At 29.4% G+C, this 20,155-nt stretch carries 18 protein-coding genes; 10 read left to right on the forward strand and 8 right to left on the reverse strand.

Annotation, left to right across the window (positions count from 1 at the left end; genetic code table 11):
• Window positions 1-34 precede the first annotated feature (34 nt).
• Window positions 35-1,084, forward strand: a complete 1,050-nt coding sequence (gene queA / locus AACZ53_RS00700; RefSeq protein ID WP_339833531.1) for a tRNA preQ1(34) S-adenosylmethionine ribosyltransferase-isomerase QueA — start codon at window positions 35-37, stop codon at window positions 1,082-1,084.
• Between the two features lie 270 nt (window positions 1,085-1,354).
• A complete protein-coding gene (gene kynU, locus AACZ53_RS00705; protein WP_339833534.1) occupies window positions 1,355-2,632 on the forward strand; it encodes a kynureninase in 1,278 nt (425 codons plus the stop codon).
• Between the two features lie 77 nt (window positions 2,633-2,709).
• On the opposite strand, the gene AACZ53_RS00710 is transcribed toward kynU, so the two are convergent.
• On the reverse strand, window positions 2,710-4,521 hold the full coding sequence (locus AACZ53_RS00710) for a hypothetical protein (RefSeq protein ID WP_339833537.1): 1,812 nt from the start codon (window positions 4,519-4,521) through the stop codon (window positions 2,710-2,712).
• 159 nt (window positions 4,522-4,680) lie between these two features.
• Here AACZ53_RS00710 and AACZ53_RS00715 point away from each other — a divergent pair, with 159 nt between their 5' ends.
• Window positions 4,681-5,763: an agmatinase family protein gene (locus AACZ53_RS00715; protein WP_339833540.1), complete on the forward strand. Its 1,083-nt coding sequence runs from the start codon at window positions 4,681-4,683 to the stop codon at window positions 5,761-5,763.
• Window positions 5,764-5,770: 7 nt separating this feature from the next.
• Complete coding sequence (locus AACZ53_RS00720) at window positions 5,771-6,379, forward strand: hypothetical protein (protein WP_339833542.1); 609 nt, start codon at window positions 5,771-5,773, stop codon at window positions 6,377-6,379.
• Here AACZ53_RS00720 and AACZ53_RS00725 read toward each other — a convergent pair.
• The 4 genes from AACZ53_RS00725 to AACZ53_RS00740 are packed head-to-tail and all read right to left on the reverse strand — an operon-like array spanning window position 6,376 to window position 10,025.
• Window positions 6,376-7,908 (reverse strand): cryptochrome/photolyase family protein, encoded by a 1,533-nt coding sequence (locus AACZ53_RS00725; protein ID WP_339833545.1) that lies wholly within the window; start codon window positions 7,906-7,908, stop codon window positions 6,376-6,378. The two genes, AACZ53_RS00720 and AACZ53_RS00725, sit on opposite strands and share 4 nt — an antisense overlap.
• Window positions 7,905-9,185, reverse strand: coding sequence for a DASH family cryptochrome (locus AACZ53_RS00730; protein WP_339833547.1), 1,281 nt, complete (start codon window positions 9,183-9,185; stop codon window positions 7,905-7,907). Before AACZ53_RS00730 ends, AACZ53_RS00725 begins: the two co-directional genes overlap by 4 nt.
• Before the next feature lie 59 nt (window positions 9,186-9,244).
• Window positions 9,245-9,388, reverse strand: a complete 144-nt coding sequence (locus tag AACZ53_RS00735; RefSeq protein ID WP_339833550.1) for a DUF2256 domain-containing protein — start codon at window positions 9,386-9,388, stop codon at window positions 9,245-9,247.
• Window positions 9,369-10,025 carry a flavin reductase gene (locus AACZ53_RS00740; RefSeq protein WP_339833553.1) on the reverse strand — a complete coding sequence of 219 codons (657 nt, stop codon included), beginning with the start codon at window positions 10,023-10,025 and terminating at the stop codon, window positions 9,369-9,371. Before AACZ53_RS00740 ends, AACZ53_RS00735 begins: the two co-directional genes overlap by 20 nt.
• Window positions 10,026-10,166: 141 nt before the next feature.
• Between AACZ53_RS00740 and AACZ53_RS00745 the strand changes: the two genes are divergently transcribed.
• From AACZ53_RS00745 to AACZ53_RS00755, 3 genes are all read left to right on the forward strand, one after another.
• Window positions 10,167-11,510, forward strand: coding sequence for an NAD(P)/FAD-dependent oxidoreductase (locus tag AACZ53_RS00745; RefSeq protein ID WP_339833556.1), 1,344 nt, complete (start codon window positions 10,167-10,169; stop codon window positions 11,508-11,510).
• A 115-nt stretch (window positions 11,511-11,625) separates the two neighbouring features.
• On the forward strand, window positions 11,626-14,040 hold the full coding sequence (locus AACZ53_RS00750; protein WP_339833558.1) for a DUF2339 domain-containing protein: 2,415 nt from the start codon (window positions 11,626-11,628) through the stop codon (window positions 14,038-14,040).
• Window positions 14,006-15,241: a hypothetical protein gene (locus tag AACZ53_RS00755; protein ID WP_339833561.1), complete on the forward strand. Its 1,236-nt coding sequence runs from the start codon at window positions 14,006-14,008 to the stop codon at window positions 15,239-15,241. Before AACZ53_RS00750 ends, AACZ53_RS00755 begins: the two co-directional genes overlap by 35 nt.
• Here AACZ53_RS00755 and AACZ53_RS00760 read toward each other — a convergent pair whose 3' ends face one another.
• Window positions 15,242-15,604, reverse strand: coding sequence for a cupin domain-containing protein (locus tag AACZ53_RS00760; protein ID WP_339833564.1), 363 nt, complete (start codon window positions 15,602-15,604; stop codon window positions 15,242-15,244).
• Window positions 15,605-15,727: 123 nt separating this feature from the next.
• Here AACZ53_RS00760 and AACZ53_RS00765 point away from each other — a divergent pair, with 123 nt between their 5' ends.
• Entirely contained in the window at window positions 15,728-16,360 is a 633-nt protein-coding gene (locus AACZ53_RS00765) for a 7-carboxy-7-deazaguanine synthase QueE (RefSeq protein ID WP_339833567.1), read from the forward strand.
• Between the two features lie 93 nt (window positions 16,361-16,453).
• Here the strand turns inward: AACZ53_RS00765 and AACZ53_RS00770 are convergent, their stop codons facing one another.
• Window positions 16,454-17,155, reverse strand: a complete 702-nt coding sequence (locus AACZ53_RS00770; protein ID WP_339833569.1) for a methyltransferase domain-containing protein — start codon at window positions 17,153-17,155, stop codon at window positions 16,454-16,456.
• 75 nt (window positions 17,156-17,230) lie between these two features.
• Between AACZ53_RS00770 and AACZ53_RS00775 the strand changes: the two genes are divergently transcribed.
• Window positions 17,231-17,728: a YkgJ family cysteine cluster protein gene (locus tag AACZ53_RS00775; RefSeq protein ID WP_339833571.1), complete on the forward strand. Its 498-nt coding sequence runs from the start codon at window positions 17,231-17,233 to the stop codon at window positions 17,726-17,728.
• A 50-nt stretch (window positions 17,729-17,778) separates the two neighbouring features.
• Here the strand turns inward: AACZ53_RS00775 and AACZ53_RS00780 are convergent, their stop codons facing one another.
• The gene (locus AACZ53_RS00780) at window positions 17,779-19,029 is read right to left on the reverse strand and encodes a DUF1343 domain-containing protein (protein ID WP_339833573.1); all 1,251 of its coding nucleotides are present in this window, start codon (window positions 19,027-19,029) and stop codon (window positions 17,779-17,781) included.
• 145 nt (window positions 19,030-19,174) lie between these two features.
• On the opposite strand from AACZ53_RS00780, the gene AACZ53_RS00785 reads away from it, so the two are divergent.
• On the forward strand, window positions 19,175-20,155 hold a 981-nt coding region (locus tag AACZ53_RS00785), incomplete at its 3' end, for an ABC transporter permease (protein ID WP_339833575.1).

Raw genomic sequence — 20,155 nt, forward strand, 5'->3', positions numbered from 1 at the left:
CCAACTTATAACATATAACTTATAACTTTCTTATATGAAATTATCACATTTCGGATTCACTTTACCAGAAGAATTATTAGCAGAATATCCAGCAGAAAACAGAGATGAATCTCGTTTAATGGTTATCAATAGAAAAGAAAAAACCATTGAACACAAAATGTTCAAGGATGTTATTGACTATTTTGATGAAGGGGATGTAATGGTTTTAAACAATACGAAAGTTTTTCCAGCACGTTTATTCGGAAACAAAGAAAAAACTGGTGCACGTATCGAAGTGTTTTTATTAAGAGAACTAAATGCAGAACAACGCCTTTGGGATGTTTTAGTTGATCCAGCTCGTAAAATACGTATTGGAAACAAATTATACTTTGGAGATGACGATTCATTAGTTGCTGAGGTAATTGACAATACAACATCAAGAGGTAGAACATTAAGATTTTTATATGATGGTTCTTACGAAGAATTCAGAAGTAAATTAACTGAACTTGGAGAAACGCCAATCCCAAAATTCATCAACAGAGAAGTAACTCCAGAAGATGCAGATCGTTACCAAACAATCTATGCTAAACATGAAGGAGCTGTTGCAGCACCAACGGCAGGTTTACACTTTTCTAAACATTTATTAAAAAGATTAGAAATCAAAGGAGTAGATTTTGCAGAAGTAACTTTACATGTTGGTTTAGGAACTTTCAATCCAGTTGAAGTAGAAGATTTATCAAAACACAAAATGGATTCAGAAGAAATCATTGTTTCTCAAGAAGCGTGTGATATCGTAAACAATGCAAAAGTAAATAAAAAACGTATTTGTTCTGTAGGTACAACATCTATGCGTGCCATAGAAAGTACAGTTTCTTCACAACAAACACTTAATCCATATTCAGGTTGGACAAACAAATTTATTTATCCACCTTACGAATTCGGAATCGCAAATTGCATGATTACAAATTTTCATTTGCCAAAATCAACTCTTTTAATGACAACAGCTGCATTTTGTGGTCACGATTTATTAAAAGAAGCTTACAAACAAGCTATTGAAGAAAAATATAAATTTTACACTTATGGTGATGCAATGTTGATTATTTAATCAAAAGCAATTATCAAAATTATAGAATCTCATCAGCAATGGTGAGATTTTTTTTTGGACTTGTGCAGATGAATATCAGTAGCGAATGGCTCGGGCATTTTAGAAAACCATATTCCTGCTACAAGAACTCGCTTCCTAAAAAGGAGAGCTCAAACAATTCTTATATCAGGGCTAGTTGGCCATTGTCTTACACAAAATCAAACTTTTAACAGCTATACTTTTAAACCTCTAAACTTTTCGCTATTTTTACACTTCAAACCAATAACCACAATGGATTTTCAGAATACAAGAGAATTTGCACAACAATTAGATGCACAAGACGAATTAAGTCACTACAGAAATGAATTTATTTTTCCAAAAGTAAACGGAAAACAAGTAATTTATTTTACAGGTAACTCATTAGGTTTACAACCAGTTAGAACAAAAGCTTATGTGGATGAAGTAATGAACGATTGGGCAAACTTAGCGGTAGAAGGGCATTTTTATGCCGACAAACCTTGGTGGGATTATCAAGAACGTTTTTGCCAACCTTTATCAGAAATCGTTGGAGCAAAACCTTCAGAAATTGGAGTAATGAATACGTTGACCGTAAACCTTCACTTGTTAATGGTTTCATTTTACAATCCAACACCAAAAAAATATAAAATCATTTGCGAAGAAAAAGCTTTTCCATCTGATCAATACATGTTTCAAAGTCAAGTTCATTTTCATGGATTAAAACCAGAAGATGCTATTGTAGAAATTAAAAGAAGAGAAGGAGAACACAACATTCGTCTAGAAGATGTGTTAGCTAAGATTGATGAAGTAGGAGATGAGTTAGCTTTAGTACTAATCGGTGGAGTAAATTATTACACAGGTCAAGTATTTGATATAAAAACCATAACAGAAGCAGGTCACAAATACGGAGCTTATGTGGGTTGGGATTTAGCGCACGCAGCAGGAAATGTTGAATTAAAACTAAACGAGTGGAAAGTAGATTTCGCAGCTTGGTGTAGTTATAAATATATGAATTCTGGACCAGGAAATGCTTCAGGATATTTCGTTCACGAAGCACATCATAATAATACAGATTTGCCAAGATTTGCAGGTTGGTGGGGACATAACAAAGAAAGACGTTTTCTAATGGAACCAAAATTTGATCCAGCTCGAAGTGCAGATGGATGGCAAATTAGTAACTTACCAATTTTATCTTTAGCACCATATTTGGCTTCTGTAGATATGTTTGCAGAAATTGGAATGAAAAAACTAATCAAAAAACGTAATTTAATTACAGCCTATTTAGAATATATTCTTCATGAAATTGATAAAGAAGTAGATAGTACATTTGAAATCATTACACCTTCAAATCAAGAAGAAAGAGCTTGTCAATTATCTGTTTTTCTTCATGGTGAAGGGAGAAGTTTATTCGATTACCTAATGAAAAATGGAGTAATCACAGACTGGAGAGAACCCAATGTAATTCGTTTAGCACCAGTGCCATTATACACTTCTTTTGAAGATATGTATGAATTTGGACAAGTACTGAAACAAGGTATATTATCTCATTAACAAAATTGTATTTATATAAAAAGAGGAATTTCATGTAATAACGAAATTCCTCTTTTTTTATAATCAGTTGAAAAAGTTTAAATTAAAACTATAGTTGGAATTTCAATTTCATTTAACTGCATTTGGTATTTCTTGATTTGATTTAGAATTTTAGTTTTTTCACTCTTAAAGAAATCAATATTACTAAATAAATTTTCATAATAATCAATTCCCACTAATAGATTGTTTTTAAATGAATTCCATTTTTTAATTTGTCCTGCTGAAATTTCATTGGTAAAATCATCGATTTCATTTCGTAAATAATCAACATACATTTTTAATTCTTTAACAAAAACATTTGGTCGGTTGAGATCAGACATTACATTTTTATTTCCATAAATATGTTTTACCATATCGGATAATGAAATTTCTTTATCAAAATAAGCTAAATTTGGTCCAGGACAAATCACTACTCCTTGCTGTTGTCCTTTTATTTCTATGTTGTTTTCTAAATAAGCTGCATTTACCAATCCAACACAAAGACAAGATTTTTCTGTAATTTTAGTTTTTAGTTTTTTAAATTCAGCAGATGAATAACTTTCTTTACTAGTTTCTAATTCTTCCAATTTAATATCTTGGTATTTTTTAGAGGCGGTACACAAACCTTTTTTATCATGTTCTTTGCTTAAAGCCAATAATCTTTTTGGACACGAACTTCCGGCATTGTTTTCGTCAATTCTATTTTGTTTCCACATTTCATTTGTTGTGCCTTTTACTGAATTAAACGGAACACCTAACGGAGAAATATTGCTTAAATAAAAATTGTCTTCTTTGGCATTTGCTAATAAATTTAGTGTTTCATTATCAACAGAAGTTGCCTCAGGAACTAATAGAAAAGGAGAACCCCAACCTATTGAATCTAATTTATAATAGCTTAATAAAAAATTATGTTCTTCTGCAGTTCCAACACCTCCTTGTGCTGTAATTTTTAAGGTCAATGGTTTTTGAGGAATAGGCATTTCTTTTTGCCCCAAAGCTTTAATCAATAAATCGTGTGCTGATTGAATCAATTGATCTTTCTTTTCTTTAAATTCTTCCAAAATGGGTCCTAACAAAAAGCCATCAGTAGCAAACGCATGTCCACCACAATTTAACCCCGATTCTATTCTATATTCTGAAACCCAAAGTCCTTTTTTAGCTAAAAAATTTCCCTGAATCATAGCCGAACGAAAATCGCTCACTTTTAAAATTATTTTCTTTTTTAAATTGAATTTTGAATCAGGAAAAAAATCTTTAAAACTTTCGAAATAACTATACAATCTTGGATTCATTCCTGCTGAAAGGACAACAGAAGAAGTTAAATTGCTATTAGCAAAACCTCTTAGTGCAGCATGAGCATCATTAAATTCTATTGGTAATTGTTCTTTCTTATTAAAATTTTCTTTGTCAACTTTAGTCATAATATTCACATCAATTTCACCAGAAACAAGATGTTGTTCTAAATAATTTTTGATAGTTTCCTTTTTTGTAATTTCATCATTGATAAAAGACTCTAAGTTTTTCTTTATGTCAGATTTATTAGGCAACATTGAAGCATAACTTTCTAAAAATACTTTACTTTCTGATAATTCAGTCTTAAATTTTTTAAATTTATCTTTTACTATAGTTTCTACCAAATTTAAATATTGTGTAATTCTTTTAGCTCTATAATCGTATATTTTTTGTGTAATTTCTTGATAAGGTACGTTAAATTTTTCACTATAAAATGCGCTCATTTTTTCAATAATCTCATCGTCAGTAATTGATATCACTGATGAAATCCCAAAATGAGCTAATCGTATTGGGCTATCAATTGTATATGCTAATCCCATAACTGGGATATGAAAAGTATGTGTAGGTTTTTGATTCATGCTATAATTGTTTATTTTAATTAACAAAGGTGCCTATTGAACTTTATTAATTAGATGACAAATATCATGTTAAGAGTGTTTTAACTTTTAAAGGATATCTGTAAATTATATTTAATACTAATTTTGTAAGTTTGTAAATTAAAAGGCTGAATTTAAATTATGACTAAAGAAGAAATTATTAACTCATTTGATCCATCACAACCAGGCTTAGCAGATGCTACCGTTTTTGGATTACCATTTTCAACTGAACAATCAGAAATTATTGTAATTCCTGTTCCTTGGGAAGTTACGGTTAGTTATGGTGCAGGAGCAAGGGAAGGGCCAGAAGCTGTTTTAGAGGCATCATTTCAAATTGATTTATTGCATCAAGAGTTTCCAGAACTATGGAAATTAGGCATATATTTAGATGAACCAGCAAAGAATTTAGCTTCCAATTCAAAAAAATATAAAGAATTAGCACAACCAATAATTAAAGCATTAGAAGAAGGAGAAAGTATTGCAGAAAACCCAAGTTTAAATAAAGGTTTAGAAGAAATAAATTATGCCTGTTCTAATATGGTGGAAGCTATTGAACAACAAACATTACATTGGTTAAGCAAAGGGAAAAAAGTAGTTTTGCTTGGTGGAGATCATTCAACTCCTTTGGGGTATTATAAAGCTTTAGCTAGCAAACATGAAAACTTCGGAATTCTACATTTAGATGCGCATATGGATTTGCGTATTGCCTACGAAGGATTTACATATTCTCATGCTTCCATAATGTATAATGCACTTCAAATTCCACAAATTTCAAAAATAGTACAAGTCGGAATTCGTGATTTTTGTGAACAAGAAGTTGAAGTTGTAAAAAAACAAGAAGGAAGAGTTTTAGTTCACACAGATACTGACATCAAAAAGCAACTTTTTGAAGGAAATACTTGGCAACATTTATGTGATCATTTAATTTATTCTTTACCTCAAAAAGTTTGTATTTCTTTTGATATTGACGGAATGAGTCGCTTATATGCACCAAATACAGGAACACCAGTTCCAGGAGGAATGTCTTATGAACAAGCAACTTATTTATTAAGTCGTTTGGCAGAATCTAATAAAGAAATTATTGGTTTTGATTTAGTAGAAGTTGCACCAGGAGAAGACGATTGGGATGGAAATGTAGGAGCACGAATGTTGTTTCATATGTGTGGCGTTTTAGCAAAATCACAGAAAATGAATGTTGGAGAAAAAATTATATTTCAAAAATAAAAAAAGTATGGATAATTTCAAAAGGGTAAAAGAAGAGTGGAAAGAATTTGAAATTGAAGTAGAAGGTAAAGTAAGATATGCCGTTTCAAATCATGGTCAATTAAAAAGTTTTACGGATGACATAAACGAAGGTAGAATTTTAAAAGGTTCTATGATTGAGGGTTTTGTTTATCTAAGATATAAGCGTCAAAACAACAATGAAGTTGTAAATTATCATCATGGATTGCATAAAATGATAGCAGAATTATTCATTCCTAAAGATGCTGAAAATCAACAATATGTATTGCATTTAGATTACAATAAACTAAATAATCACATAAATAATTTAAAATGGGCAACTTATGAAGAAATGAGAGTACATGGTACAAAAAGTCCAGCTGTAAAAGCTGCTTTCAAAAGATTACAAGCTTTTAATATAAAACGTGATGGAGCAAAATTGTCTTCAACAGACGTTATAAGATTAAAAAAGAGAATTTTAGATCCAAACAGAAAAACTAGATTACGATTAATTGCCAAGGAATTTGGAATTTCTGAAATGCAATTACACAGAATTAAAACAGGAGAAAATTGGGGTCACATAATAGTTGATATTCCTGCTAAAAAAGAAGTAGTTTAATACTGTTCTATATTTTCAATAATATGGTTTGCTTTTTCCTTTATCTTAGCTAATTCTTCTGGATTCATTTTTTTTAGCATATTCAACATCATTCCCATTCTTTGATTATTGGCAAAGTATTGTTTTTTCTCGTCAAGAAAATTCCAGTATAAAGTGTTAAACGGACAAGCTTTTTCTCCAAATTTGTCTTTAACATTATAATGGCAATTAGCACAATAATTACTCATTTTGTTAATATAACTTCCAGAAGAAACATAAGGTTTTGTAGCTAAAATTCCACCATCAGCATATTGGCTCATACCACGAGTGTTCGGTAATTCTACCCATTCAATGGCATCTATATAAACGCCTAAATACCAAGCATCAACTTCGTCTGGATGGATTTGAGTCAGTAAAGAAAAATTACCGATTATCATCAAACGCTGAATATGATGTGCATAAGCTTCTTCTAAACTTTGCGAAATTGCCTTTTGCATACAAGTCATTTTGGTTTTTCCAGTCCAATAAAAAGCAGGTAATTTATTGTGATTTTCCAAAGCATTCATTTGTGCATAATTTGGCATTTCTTTCCAATAAATTCCACGAACATATTCGCGCCATCCTAAAATCTGACGAACAAATCCTTCGACTTGAGAAATAGTAATATCATCTTCATTTTCGTGATAAAAAGCAACAACGGTTTCAACAACCTCTTTTGGAGAAAGCATTTTACTATTCATAGCAAATGACAAACGCGAATGAAATAAGAATTTTTGATCTGTATGCATTGCATCTTCATAATCGCCAAAATGGGTCAATAAATTTTCACAGAAATAATCTAACTGTTTTAAACAATCTTCCCTTGAAGTAGGCCAATTAAATTTCTTGACATCAATTTTTCCAAAAGTAGTAATATTTGCTTTTTCAATTTCGTTCAGAACTCCTTCAATATTTTGATTGAAAGTAATTTCATTTGGAATAGGAACTTGACCTTTATATTTCAACCTATTGTCTTTGTCGAAATTCCATTGATTTCCTTCTGGTTGTGAACCTTGCATTAAAACATGATGTTTTTTACGCATCATTCGATAGAAATTTTCCATCAACAATAATTTCTTACCTTCAAAAAATTCAGTTAGTTCAGTTCTAGAAGTATAAAAATGTTCGGTATCATATGCTTTACTTTCAGTTTTTAAGGTTGAACATATATTTTTTAATTGTTTGTCTAATCTATATTCATCTGGAAGTTGGTATTCAAAGTGAGATATTTGATATTCTTCAATGCATTTAGTAATTATCTTCTCCAAATCTTGTGCATTATTTTCCGCCGAAATTTTAAAATAAATCACCTCATGACCTTTTGATTTTAGATCATCTGCAAAATTCCGCATTGACAAGAAAAAAGCAACTACTTTTTGAATATGATGTTTTACATAATCTGTTTCCTGTTGCATTTCGGCCATTAAATATATCGTGTTTTTATCAACATTTTCAAACCATGAATGTTGACTATTCAGTTGGTCGCCAAGTAGCAATCTAAGTTTTTTCATTTTAACCAAATTTTTTGATATTCCCCTTTTCCGTCATACATTTCGGCTTGTCTTTTTATATTGAATTTTCTGTCTCTTGGATCATTTCCAACACCAGCATTGTAAATCCAATTGCCATAATTAGAATGCACATCATAATCAATTAGTATACTTTCAAAATAGGCAGCAGCAATTCTCCAATCTTGTTGTTGCTCTTTTGCCCAAAAACTCGCAACATTTTGTCTTCCACGATTACTCATAAAACCCGTTTTGGCTAATTCAATCATATTTGCATTTACAAAAGGTTCGTTAGTGTTTCCCGAAATCCATTGATCAAAAGCTTTTTTATTGAATTTCCAATCGTATTTGTTATTAAGAATTCCATCAATTTGAAAAATTTTGTTGCCAAATTTCATCGAAACGTACTTGAAATAATCCCTCCAAATTAATTCAAAAATTAACCAATATGTATCTTCATTGGCTTCAACTTGTTCTTCATATTGTTTGACTTTCCAATATATTGTTTTTGCTGAAACACTTCCATTAGCTAACCAAGCTGATAATTTTGAACTATAATTGCTGCCAATTAAACCATTTCTAGTTTGTTTGTATTTTGACAAGTTCTGTGTTTCAAAAAAATAGTTTTCAATTCGTTTTAAAGCTTGATTTTCTCCACCTTTAAAAGGGAAAGTTGTGTTTTGGTCTACATCAAACTCTTCAAATCCTAAATCAGTTAAATGTGGAATAGATGTTTTATTATCAATATTGTTTTCTTTAGACTTTGATGAAATAGAATTTGTCTTCCTTATAGCAACTTTTTTTTCACACTCTTTTCTAAAAACTGTAAAAACCTGAGGCAAATCTTTTAAATTCTCAAACGGAATATCTTCAGGATGAAACAAAAATTGGTCATAATATTCTTTAAAAGTTACAGTTGAAATTTGATTTTTGATATTTTTATTGACATCAGTTTCTTCATTTGTCCATTCTTTTTGAGTAAAGACGATGGAAATATCGTGCTCATCAATAACTTTTTCTAAAACATTTTCAGGTTTATCAAAGTAAATTAAAAGCGAAATATTCTTTTGAAGAAGATTTTCTTTTAATTCTGAAATAGTTTCCAAAAGAAATTTAGCTCTAAACTTTTCTGTTTTTTTAAATTCGTATGTTGTTTTAGCAAAACATCTTGGATCAAAGCAATAAATTCCAATAGTTTTTCCTGAACTTTTACAGGCTTCTGATAAAGCTATATTATCATCAACTCTTAAATTATTTCTAAACCAAACTAGATTATTCATTTTTTTGAAACTGTATAAAGCATTATTATAAATTCTATAAAAGTAAGAGTGAGTGCCAATTACTGAAAATTTTTATTCTTTCTGCATTTTTCGCTGCAATACTTAACTTCATCCCAATTTTTTTCCCATTTTTTTCGCCAAGAAAAATGTAATTGACAAACAATACATGTTTTCTGTGGTAAATTAATTTTTTTGTGAGTCATTTTTCAGCATTGATTTTGTTTCAGTATTTGGTCTAGCATATTCAAATCGGTCAATTAATTTGGGCAAACAATAACCATCTAAACCATTTATAACCACTACATTTCCTTTTTCTAATTGCAACCAATTATCAGTTGTGATTATTTTTTCGTCACAGAATATAGTTTCAATCGAAGCTAAAATATGAATGCAATTGTTCTCTTTAATTTCATATTCACTTAAATATTTACATAAAATCTGAACTGGACTTTTAGCTACAAAAGGTTCTTTAATTTCATTATGATATTCTTCTTCTAAACCTGTGATTTTAAATTCAGAAATTCCATAATCATATGCCGCAGAAGTTTGATGAGCTTGAGCAATTATTTCTTCTGTTATATGGTTAACCGTAAAATAACCTGTTTCTTTCATATTCGTATAAGAGTTTCTAGGAACAGTTGCTGGTCTTAAAATAAAACTCAATAAAGCAGGATCACTTCCTAAATGGGTAATGCTACTAAAAATTGCCACATTTGATTTTCCATCTTTTGATTTTGTTCCAATAAGATTTGCCGATTTATAACCTGTACAACTATTTATAAGGTTTAAGCGATTTATTTTTGGAAGTTTTTGAACATCTTCTTTATTAAATTGAACCATAATTTTGTTTTAAAGTTCAAATATAATCAATTTGTTTAACTTAAACACAATATGATTAAACAAAAAATAATACTATTTGAATTAAAAACTTGCCTTAAAACTATTAATAATCGTTATTTTTGTAATAAGAAAAGAATAATTATGCAGAGTTCTAAAAAAATCGCAGTAGTTGGAGCAGGTTTAGTAGGTTCATTATTAGCTATATATTTAAAAAAAGCAGGTCATACTGTTCACGTTTACGATAGGAGTCCAGATATTAGAAACATTAAATTTTCAGGAAGAAGTATCAATCTTGCGATGTCAAATCGTGGTTGGAGAGCTTTAGAGAACATCGGAATTGCTGACGATATCAAAAAAATTGGCATTCCAATGGATAAACGTGCGATTCATAATATGGACCAATCGTTGAATTATCAGAAATATGGAAAAGATGGAGAAGCTATTTTCTCGCTTTCACGCGGAGTTTTGAATCGTAAAATGATTGACTTAGCCGAAGTTGAGGGTGTTGAGTTTTTCTTTGAACAAAAAGTTTGGGATGTTTCCTTATCTGAAGCAATTCTCCATATTGGTGAAGACGAAAGAGGGGAGTGGACGGAACATAAATACGACATGGTTTTTGGTTCTGATGGTGCTTTTTCAAGAGTTCGACATAGAATGCAACGTCAAAGCATGTTTAATTATTCGCAAGAGTTTCTTGAAATTGGTTATAAAGAATTAAATATTCCAGCTAATGAAGATGGAACGCATAAGTTAGATAAGAACTCTTTGCATATTTGGCCTAGAGGAAATTTTATGTTGATTGCTTTGCCTAATTTAGATGGAAGTTTTACTTGTACTTTATTTATGCCTTTTGAAGGAGAGAATTCTTTTGAGCAATTAGATGATGAGAAAATATTAGTTGACTTTTTCGCCAAATATTTTCCTTCAACTACAGAAGTTATTCCAGATTTAGTGAAAGATTTCTTCAAAAATCCAAAGAGTTATTTGGTAACCATGAAATGTTTTCCTTGGACACATAATGATACTGTTGCTTTAATTGGTGATGCTTGTCACGCAATTGTCCCTTTTTATGGTCATGGAATGAATGCAGGTTTTGAAGATATTACAATTCTTAATGAGTTAATGGAGAAATATGGTGATGACTGGCAAACCATTTTTACAGAATATGAAAACTCGCGCAAACCAAATGCTGATGCCATTGCCGAATTATCCTATAGAAATTTCATGGAAATGAGTACGAAAACAGCTGATCCAAATTTCTTGTTGCAAAAGAAAATTGAAAAATGGTTTTCAGAAAAACATCCAGACAAATGGATTCCTTTATATAGTCGTGTAACTTTTAGCGATCAACCTTATGCAGAAGCATTGGCTGTTGGCGATAGACAAAATGAAATTATGCAAGAAATTTTGGCTATGGAAAGTATAGAACAGATTTGGGAAACTGAACCCGTAGAACAAAGAATACTTGAAATGTTAAAGACATAATTAATATCTACCAGTTATTTTCTTACATTTGATTAAATCTTTTAAAAAAAAGTATACAATGTTAGAGTTTTTTTTATTTGTGATATTGATTTTAGTTGTTCTAATTTATAGTTCAATGAATTCGAAGTTTAAAAACTTACAAGATTCATTCTATAGAATGAACGAAAGTATTTCTGAACTAAAAAAAGAACTTGATGCTAAAACTATCCAAAAAAAGGATAAACCTTTAGAGCAAGTTGTTAAACCAATAGAAGAAACAAAACCAATAGAACCAGTTGTTGTTGAAACTCCAAAAGTGAAACAAATAATTGTAGAAAAACCACTTGAAGTTGTTGAATCTATTTCTGCACCAAAATACAAACCTGAACCAAAACCAGTTTACATTCCAAAGAAATCTTGGTTTGAAACTTTTAGAGAAAATAATCCTGATTTAGAAAAATTTGTAGGTGAAAATCTTATCAATAAAATTGGAATCTTAATTCTGGTTTTAGGAATAAGCTTTTTTGTAAAATTTGCCATAGATAAAGATTGGATAAACGAACCTGCAAGAGTTGGAATCGGAATTTTAGCGGGTTCATTAGTCATGGTAATTGCCCACAAACTCAAAAAGAATTTTGCAGCTTTTAGTTCAGTTTTAGTAGCAGGAGCCACTAGTATTTTCTATTTTACAATTGCTATAGCTTTTCATGAGTATCAATTGTTTAATCAAACCGTTGCTTTTGCAATTATGATTGTAATTACAGCTTTTAGTGTCTTGGTTTCAATTTCATACAACAGACAAGAATTAGCTGTTTTATCCTATATTGGTGGTTTTGCAGTTCCTTTTATGATTAGCACTGGAGATGGAAATTATGTCGTTTTGTTCTCATATATCGCAATTTTAAATATTGGATTACTTGCAATTGCTTATTTTAAAAAATGGAAAGTAGTTACTATTTTATCATTTATCCTAACTAGTGTTTTGTTTTCTTCGTGGTATACAACAGAATTATACGACAATAAATTACCACATTTAGGAGCTTTGTTATTTGCTACATTATTCTATTTTATTTTCAGCATTGTAATTGTACTGAATAATTTAAGAAACAAGGGTGTTTTTTCAGGTATTGAATACGGAATATTAGTTGCAAATACATTCTTATTCTTTGGTTTAGGATTAGGAATCATTCACAATTGGGGAATCAACTTCAAAGGAATGTTTACTTTATTACTAGCTTTGTATAACTTGGTTTATGCCATTATTTTATATAGAAAATTTGGATTAGACAAAAATGCTATCTATTTACTAATTGGTTTAGTCTTAACTTTTGTTACATTAACTATTCCAATACAATTTGAAGGAAATCAAATCACTATGTTTTGGGCAGCGGAAGCAGTTTTACTGTTTTGGTTATCACAAAAATCGAAAATTAATTCGTTTAAAATTGGAGCAATTATAGTTCAGTTTTTAACAATTGTTAGTTTAATGTTGGATTGGCAGAAATATGTTTTCAACGAAAATCAATTGTCTATTATTTTAAACCCAATATTTATTACAGGAATTATAGTTGTGGCTTCATTAGTGCTTTCTTATTTCATATTGAAGAAAGAAGAAAACAATTCCAAAATATTCAGTTTCACTTTTAATGCAGTTTTTTATAAAAAAGCTATACTAATTGCAACGACTTTTGTGCTTTATTTTACTGGAATTCTAGAAACAATTTACCAATCAAATCAATGGTTGAGTAATTCAAGTTCTGCATTGTCATTTACTGTGACTTATCATTTTGCATTTACAGCTATTTTCTTGTTTTTGGTTTCGAAATATAAAAATATAATCTTTAGAAATATATTGGTTTTTATAGCACTAATTAGCACATTGCTTTATGTTGTTTGGTTTTACAGCCTTCCAAATAAAGAAATTATCACAAACATAATTCAAGGTTCAAAAGTTAATTATGCCTTTTATTTACATTACATCATTTTTGGATGTTTGATTTATTTTGGATTTCAAATCTATAGAATCGCAACAACTGAACCTAAATTAAAAATTCTTAATTCAAAAATTGCTCCTTGGTTGTTTGTGTTTGCAATTGTGTATGTATTAAGTAATGAAATTATGACTCATAGCTTACACTTTTCTCAAGATAATATTGATAAAGTTGAATTTGCAAATGCTTTTCCTAAAACAAATTCAAGTGATTATTATATAGTTTATGAAAAAGAACAATATTTAGATTTCAAATTTGACACTATCAAACGACAAATTATAAAAATTGGCTACCCTATTTTATGGGGAATTTTCTCTTTTGTTTTTCTAATTATCGGAATTAAACAACAATGGAAAAATTTGCGAATAATTGCTTTGTCATTATTGGGATTAACGATAATTAAATTATTTGCATACGACATTAATAATGTTTCTGAAACTGGAAAGATAATTGCATTCATATTATTAGGTGTATTAATTTTGATTATATCATTTGTGTACCAAAAAATCAAAAAATTAGTAGTTGATGAAACTTCAAAAAATGAATCACATGAGAATTAGAGTTTTAATATTTATAACATTTATTGGTGCTTTTGGATTTGCCCAAAGTCATAAAGGCACAATTGAAAACATCAAAGAAGATGGGTTTCATAAAATTCTAATTGATTCAAAAGTTCGATCTGCTAGTCATGATAATTTAGATTATTTCAGAATTTTAGATAAAAGTAAAAATGAAGTTCCATATGTTGTTTTTAATAATTCTAATCGAAATGATTTGCTATTTGAAAAATTAGAAATCATCAATAAATCATCAATTAAAGATTCTATTAGTTCTTTTGTGATAAACAATTATAATGAAAAATTTAATGGAGTTTTGGTATTAGAAATCTCAAATTCAAAAATCAGTAAAAATTATAGTATAAGTGGAAGTAATGATCAAAAAGAATGGTTTGGTTTAGTCGCTAATCAAATATTATCAGATTTGAATAGTGAAAACGGAACTTCTGTAGAAATAGTTATTCCATTTCCATCAAATAATTATAAATTTTTAAACATTGAATTCAAAGACACAAAGTCATTACCTATTAATATTTTGAAAATTGGTTATTTAAAAGGAGAACAAAGAGCAATTGAAACTTCAATTCTTAAAGATTTTCAATATAAAATTACAGAAAATAAGAAAGACAAGAAATCAATAATTACTTTTTCAGCTGATCATTTTCAAAAAGTTGATGAAATTGCATTTACGATTTCGAATAAGTTGTTTTCAAGAAATGCTACATTATTTGTAAATAAGATTAGAACTATAAAGAGACAGACTGAAAACTATCAACAAGAAATTTCAAGTTTTGTATTAAACTCAAATACTTCAAATTCGTTTCAGTTAAATGGGTTTTTCGAAAAAGAATTCACAATTGAAATTGAAAACCAAGACAATCAACCTTTAGATTTTTCGAAAATTGAATTACTGCAAAATTCATTATATGTGATATCAGATTTAAAGAGTAATGAAAAGTATGAAGTTGTTATTGATTCTACATTAACTAAGCCTCAATATGATTTGGATAATTTTATTAAAGAATCTAAAATTGATTATCCAAAAGCAACAATTTCAAATTTTACTAAAATTGCATCTGAAAAAGGAAATGCTTCTGAAAAACCATTTTGGCAATCAAAAGCATTTATGTGGATTTGCATTTTATTCGGAATTGCAATTATTGGTTACTTTGCTATAGGTTTGTTGAAAGATATGAAGGAATAATTATTCTTCGCGATGTACTTTGTTAAAATCAAAAGCAGGTTTGCAAATTGAAATATAATCACAAGGTTCATCAAACGGATTTGAATATTGAACTCTAGTATTAGCTTCAATTTTTATAGATTGACCAGCTTCTAAAACAATAATTTCTTCCTCTATAATAAATTGTTTTTTGCCAGAAATCACATAAGTATATTCTTCAAATTCTGGAGTTTGAAAAGGTTCTGACCATTTTGGTGGCGCAATCATGTGAGCAATTGAAATATTTTTGTTTCCAGTGGTTGGAATTCCGTGATGTTCTTCAATCAACTTTCCGTCTGTCGTTGGAACTACAAAAGGTTCTTTTTGGATAAAATATTTTTTCATGATTTTTTGATTATTTGCTAGACTGCTATTTATTTCAAAAATAGTAAAAAACCACTAATTACTAGTCACTAATTACTATTTACTAATCACTAATCCTTATCTTTGCTGACTATTAAAGAAAAAATGTTAGATAAAGAAACACAAATAGCAGTCAATAAAGGAGAAATGCTTCCGTTAATGGAAGAATTTTATACCATTCAAGGAGAAGGATTCCATACAGGAACAGCAGCTTATTTTATAAGAATTGGTGGTTGTGATGTAGGTTGTCATTGGTGTGATGTGAAAGAAAGTTGGAATGCTACTTTACATCCTCCAACAAATACAAATGTTATTGTAGAGAATGCTAAGAAATATGCAGAAACAGTTGTCGTTACTGGTGGAGAACCTTTAATGTGGGATATGTCTGTTTTAACGTCAAGATTGAAAAATAAAAATTTAAACGTTCATATTGAAACTTCGGGTGCTTATCCTGTTTCAGGTGAATGGGATTGGTTTTGTCTTTCACCAAAGAAAAATAAATTGCCTGTTGATGACGCTTATGCCATTGCAAACGAACTAAAAGTAATCATTTACAACAAACACGATTTTCAATTTGCTGAAGAACAAGCTGCAAAAGTGAATCCGAATGCCATTCTGTTTTTACAACCTGAATGGAGTAAAAATGAAGAAATGACTCCTTTAATTGTAGATTATGTTATGAATAATCCACAATGGAGAATTTCATTACAAACCCATAAATATTTAAATATCCCATAATTTTTATTGGTAATACTTTTTAAAGTAATATATAAAAAGTCAATGTTTTAAACTCCAAACTATTAATTGTGGTTTGTAATTTTTTATTAGAATTTAGTTAGAAAGTTTAGCCAAATAATCAAAATGTGCACCTTCTAGAACTAATTCGCATTGCAAGCCGTTATCAAAACAAGCATTTTGAAGCGTGTTGTAATCCAAATATAGCCAAGGAAAAGTTTCTTCTGTTTCTCCTTTATATTTAATGGTAAAAGTTAATTCTCCATAATAACCATCACTTGGAATCCATCTTCCACCGTCTTCACCTTCATCAAACATATAAATGATATCAGAACTGTCAATTAAAATTTGTCCGTTCTTATTTAAAAGTGATTTTAATTTCAGAAGGTATTTTGAACAATTTTCTAAGGTTTCAAAAATACCAGTTCCGTTCATTAAAAGTAAAATAGTATCGTATTTTTCATTCTCAAGGGTCAAAATATCTTGAACTTTAGCGTTTTTTAAACCACGAAGTTTACAAGCTTTTATGGCATTTTCAGAAATATCAATAGAAGTTACGTCAAAGCCTTTTTCTTGTAAGTAAAGTGAATGAGTTCCTGAACCACAACCAACATCTAAAATCCTACCTTTTACTAACTGCAACGCTTTTTGTTCAATTATTGGCATTTCATTAAAACTTCTAAAAAGATAGGCAACGCTCATTTCATCAGCTTCAGAAATAGAAGTTTCAGTAATTAAATCTTCAGGAGAATTATTGGTTTGATAATCTAAAATGGCTTTTCCGAAAAGGTCTTTCATAATAAAAAGGGTAAGAGTTTAGGAGTTTATGAGTTTAAAAGGCTAAATTTGTTACAGCTTAAATAAAATTGAATAATGTTAAAACCTAATCTAAACGAACTCGTAAAGCTTGCCAAAGATACGCATATCGAAACCAAAAAGTATTTTGTTAAGTTAAAAAAGAAAACCCCTAAAAATTTAGATTATGTAATGCAAGACTTACATGATGCAGAATTCAAGAAAACCAATTGTTTAGATTGTGCTAATTGTTGCAAAACGACAGGGCCTTTGTTTACTTCAGCAGATATTGAAAGAATTTCGAAGCATTTAAAACAAAAACCACAACAGTTTATTGAGCAATATCTAAAAGTAGACGAAGATGATGATTATGTATTGCAAAGTGTTCCTTGTCATTTTTTAGATTCTGACAATACTTGTTTTATTTATGATGTTCGTCCAAAAGCTTGTCGCGAATTCCCTCACACAGATAGAAAAAAGTTCAATCAAATTACAGATTTAACACTGAAAAATATTCCAATTTGTCCAGCTGCTTATAATATCGTAGAAAAAATGAAAGAGAAATTACCACTTTAGTTAAATAATTAAAGCTCCTTTTTGGATTTTATACTTTTCCAATTTGTGACTTATTCATAAATCAAATACTTTTCTCGCATTGCTTTAAATTCGATTAAATCATTTTTCCAGGTTTTTCGAATCTCTTTTTCAGAAAATCCTGCTTCAATTTGCTCTTGTAAACTTTTAGTACCTGCTAGTTTAATAAAAAACGAATTAAAGAATTTAGATTTATCTTGTGTCACTTCATAAGCTTTTAATAACCATTTTAGTTCTAGTTCTTTTACTCTTTTAATTTTTGATAAATCCTCACCATAACAAAGTACACCATTATATAATGGATCTTTTGCTCCTTCATTTGGTTTTGGAGTAAAACTAAAATCGCTTACAGGTAAAAATGGAGAGCCATAAACTTGAAATTGCTGTTCAGTTCCTCTTCCAACACTTACATTTGTTCCTTCAAATAAACATAAACTTGCATATAAATTTATTGATTTTGCATTGGGTAAATTTGGTGATGGTTTTACTGGTAAATTATATTTCATATTATGATTATAATCCAAACACTTTACAATTTTTAAATCACACTGAATGCCATTAGCTAGCCATTTTTCATCATTTATCATCATAGCATATTCTGCAATAGTCATTCCGTGTAATACCGGAATTTGATGCATTCCAACAAAACTAGTGTTTTCTTTCTCTAAAATTGGACCATCAACTATTCCTCCATTTGGATTTGGTCTGTCTAAAACAATCAGAGGAATATTATTTTCTGCACATGCTTCCATCACATAATGAAGGGATGATATATAGGTGTAAAATCTAGCACCAACATCTTGTAAGTCAAAAACTATTACGTCAATTCCTTCTAATTGTTCTGGCTTTGGTTTTTTGTTGTTTCCATATAAGGATATTATAGGTAAACCTGTTTTAGTGTCTTTTCCATCTACAATTAATTCACCAGCATCGGCCGTTCCTCTAAAACCATGTTCTGGAGCAAATATTTTAGATACTTTTATTTTTGAGTCAATCAACCAATCAACTAAGTGTATTGTGTCTGTTGCAGTTTTAGTGTAATATTCTGTATCATTATCTAAATTTGGATTGTAATTAACCAAACTAGATTGATTGCCAACTATGCCAACATTAGTGTATTTTTTTAATACAGGCAAATATGTTCTCCAATCATCAGCACCAGTTTTAAAAACAGTATCGACTTCAGTTTCAAGTTTAATTGTTTTTTTTACAGTTATTTCTTTTACTGCTTTGGATTTATTTGAAATAATTGTTTCTTCTCTTTTAGTTTCTTTGTTTTCCATGTTTTTAATAGAATTTCCACAAGAAGAAACAACAGACAAAAGGCAAAAAAATAAAGTAAAATATCTCATTATATATAGGTGTAATAATTTTATTAGTGTATTTCGTGTTTAAGATGTATTTTTGAAATCAAAAGTAAAGCCAAAATTGAATTTAGAGTATTTTATTTCCAAAAGACTAATAACTACCAAAAGTTATAAAAGTAGTATTTCTTCACCAATTATAAAAATTGCCATCACAGCTATAGCAATTGGTATTATTATGATGATAGTTTCTGTAGCTACTGGAATTGGACTTCAAAATAAGATTCGAGAAAAAGTTGCAGCGTTTAATGGTCATGTTATAATTTCCAATTATGATAACAATCAATCGGAAGTCACAAAAGAACCCATATCAATAAAACAGAATTTTTATCCAAAGTTTAAAAATGTTTCAGGTATAAGCCATGTTCAAGCAACAGCAAGCAAGGCAGGAATTATCCATACCGAAGAAACTTTTGAAGGAATTATATTTAAAGGAGCAGGTAAAGATTATAATTTCAAAAACCTAAAGGAATATTTGGTTGAAGGTAAAATGCCAAATTTAAAATCAGACTTAAATGAAGAAGTATTAATTTCTCAATATATAGCAAAAAGGTTAAATCTAAAATTAGGAGATAAATTCAAAACCTATTTTCTAAAAGAATCAGGCAACAAGCCTAATTTACGTGTTTTTAAAATTGTCGGCATTTATAATTCGGGTTTTCAAGAATTTGATGCTTCCTATATAATAGGAGATATTCGTCATATCCAAAAAATCAATAAATGGAAAGACGATCAAGTTGGTGCATTCGAAGTTTTTATTGACGATTTTACTCAAATTAAACAAAAAGGAGAAGAGATTTATAAAGAAATTCCTCCTACATATAATAGTACAACCATTGAAGAAAAATATTATAGTATTTTCGAATGGTTAAAGTTATTTGATTTCAATATTGTAATCATATTAATTGTAATGATTATCGTTGCGACTATTAATATGATAGTAGCATTACTTGTATTGATTTTAGAAAGAACTCAAATGATAGGAATTCTAAAAGCACTGGGAGCAAACAATTGGAACATCCGAAAAATATTTTTATACAATGCA

This window comes from uncultured Flavobacterium sp., assembly GCF_963975005.1.
GTDB lineage: Bacteria > Bacteroidota > Bacteroidia > Flavobacteriales > Flavobacteriaceae > Flavobacterium.

Excerpts from the sequence above, each read along its gene's own strand:
- AACZ53_RS00735 (WP_339833550.1), bottom strand. The coding sequence starts at position 9,388 with ATGACTCACAAAAAAATTAATTTACCACAGAAAACATGTATTGTTTGT.
- AACZ53_RS00710 (WP_339833537.1), bottom strand. The coding sequence starts at position 4,521 with ATGAATCAAAAACCTACACATACTTTTCATATCCCAGTTATGGGATTA.
- AACZ53_RS00760 (WP_339833564.1), bottom strand. The coding sequence starts at position 15,604 with ATGAAAAAATATTTTATCCAAAAAGAACCTTTTGTAGTTCCAACGACA.
- AACZ53_RS00750 (WP_339833558.1), top strand. The coding sequence starts at position 11,626 with ATGAATTCGAAGTTTAAAAACTTACAAGATTCATTCTATAGAATGAAC.
- AACZ53_RS00780 (WP_339833573.1), bottom strand. The coding sequence starts at position 19,029 with ATGGAAAACAAAGAAACTAAAAGAGAAGAAACAATTATTTCAAATAAA.
- AACZ53_RS00720 (WP_339833542.1), top strand. The coding sequence starts at position 5,771 with ATGGATAATTTCAAAAGGGTAAAAGAAGAGTGGAAAGAATTTGAAATT.
- AACZ53_RS00730 (WP_339833547.1), bottom strand. The coding sequence starts at position 9,185 with ATGAATAATCTAGTTTGGTTTAGAAATAATTTAAGAGTTGATGATAAT.
- AACZ53_RS00725 (WP_339833545.1), bottom strand. The coding sequence starts at position 7,908 with ATGAAAAAACTTAGATTGCTACTTGGCGACCAACTGAATAGTCAACAT.
- AACZ53_RS00775 (WP_339833571.1), top strand. The coding sequence starts at position 17,231 with ATGTTAAAACCTAATCTAAACGAACTCGTAAAGCTTGCCAAAGATACG.
- AACZ53_RS00755 (WP_339833561.1), top strand. The coding sequence starts at position 14,006 with ATGAAACTTCAAAAAATGAATCACATGAGAATTAGAGTTTTAATATTT.
- AACZ53_RS00715 (WP_339833540.1), top strand. The coding sequence starts at position 4,681 with ATGACTAAAGAAGAAATTATTAACTCATTTGATCCATCACAACCAGGC.
- AACZ53_RS00765 (WP_339833567.1), top strand. The coding sequence starts at position 15,728 with ATGTTAGATAAAGAAACACAAATAGCAGTCAATAAAGGAGAAATGCTT.
- AACZ53_RS00770 (WP_339833569.1), bottom strand. The coding sequence starts at position 17,155 with ATGAAAGACCTTTTCGGAAAAGCCATTTTAGATTATCAAACCAATAAT.
- queA (WP_339833531.1), top strand. The coding sequence starts at position 35 with ATGAAATTATCACATTTCGGATTCACTTTACCAGAAGAATTATTAGCA.
- AACZ53_RS00745 (WP_339833556.1), top strand. The coding sequence starts at position 10,167 with ATGCAGAGTTCTAAAAAAATCGCAGTAGTTGGAGCAGGTTTAGTAGGT.
- AACZ53_RS00740 (WP_339833553.1), bottom strand. The coding sequence starts at position 10,025 with ATGGTTCAATTTAATAAAGAAGATGTTCAAAAACTTCCAAAAATAAAT.
- kynU (WP_339833534.1), top strand. The coding sequence starts at position 1,355 with ATGGATTTTCAGAATACAAGAGAATTTGCACAACAATTAGATGCACAA.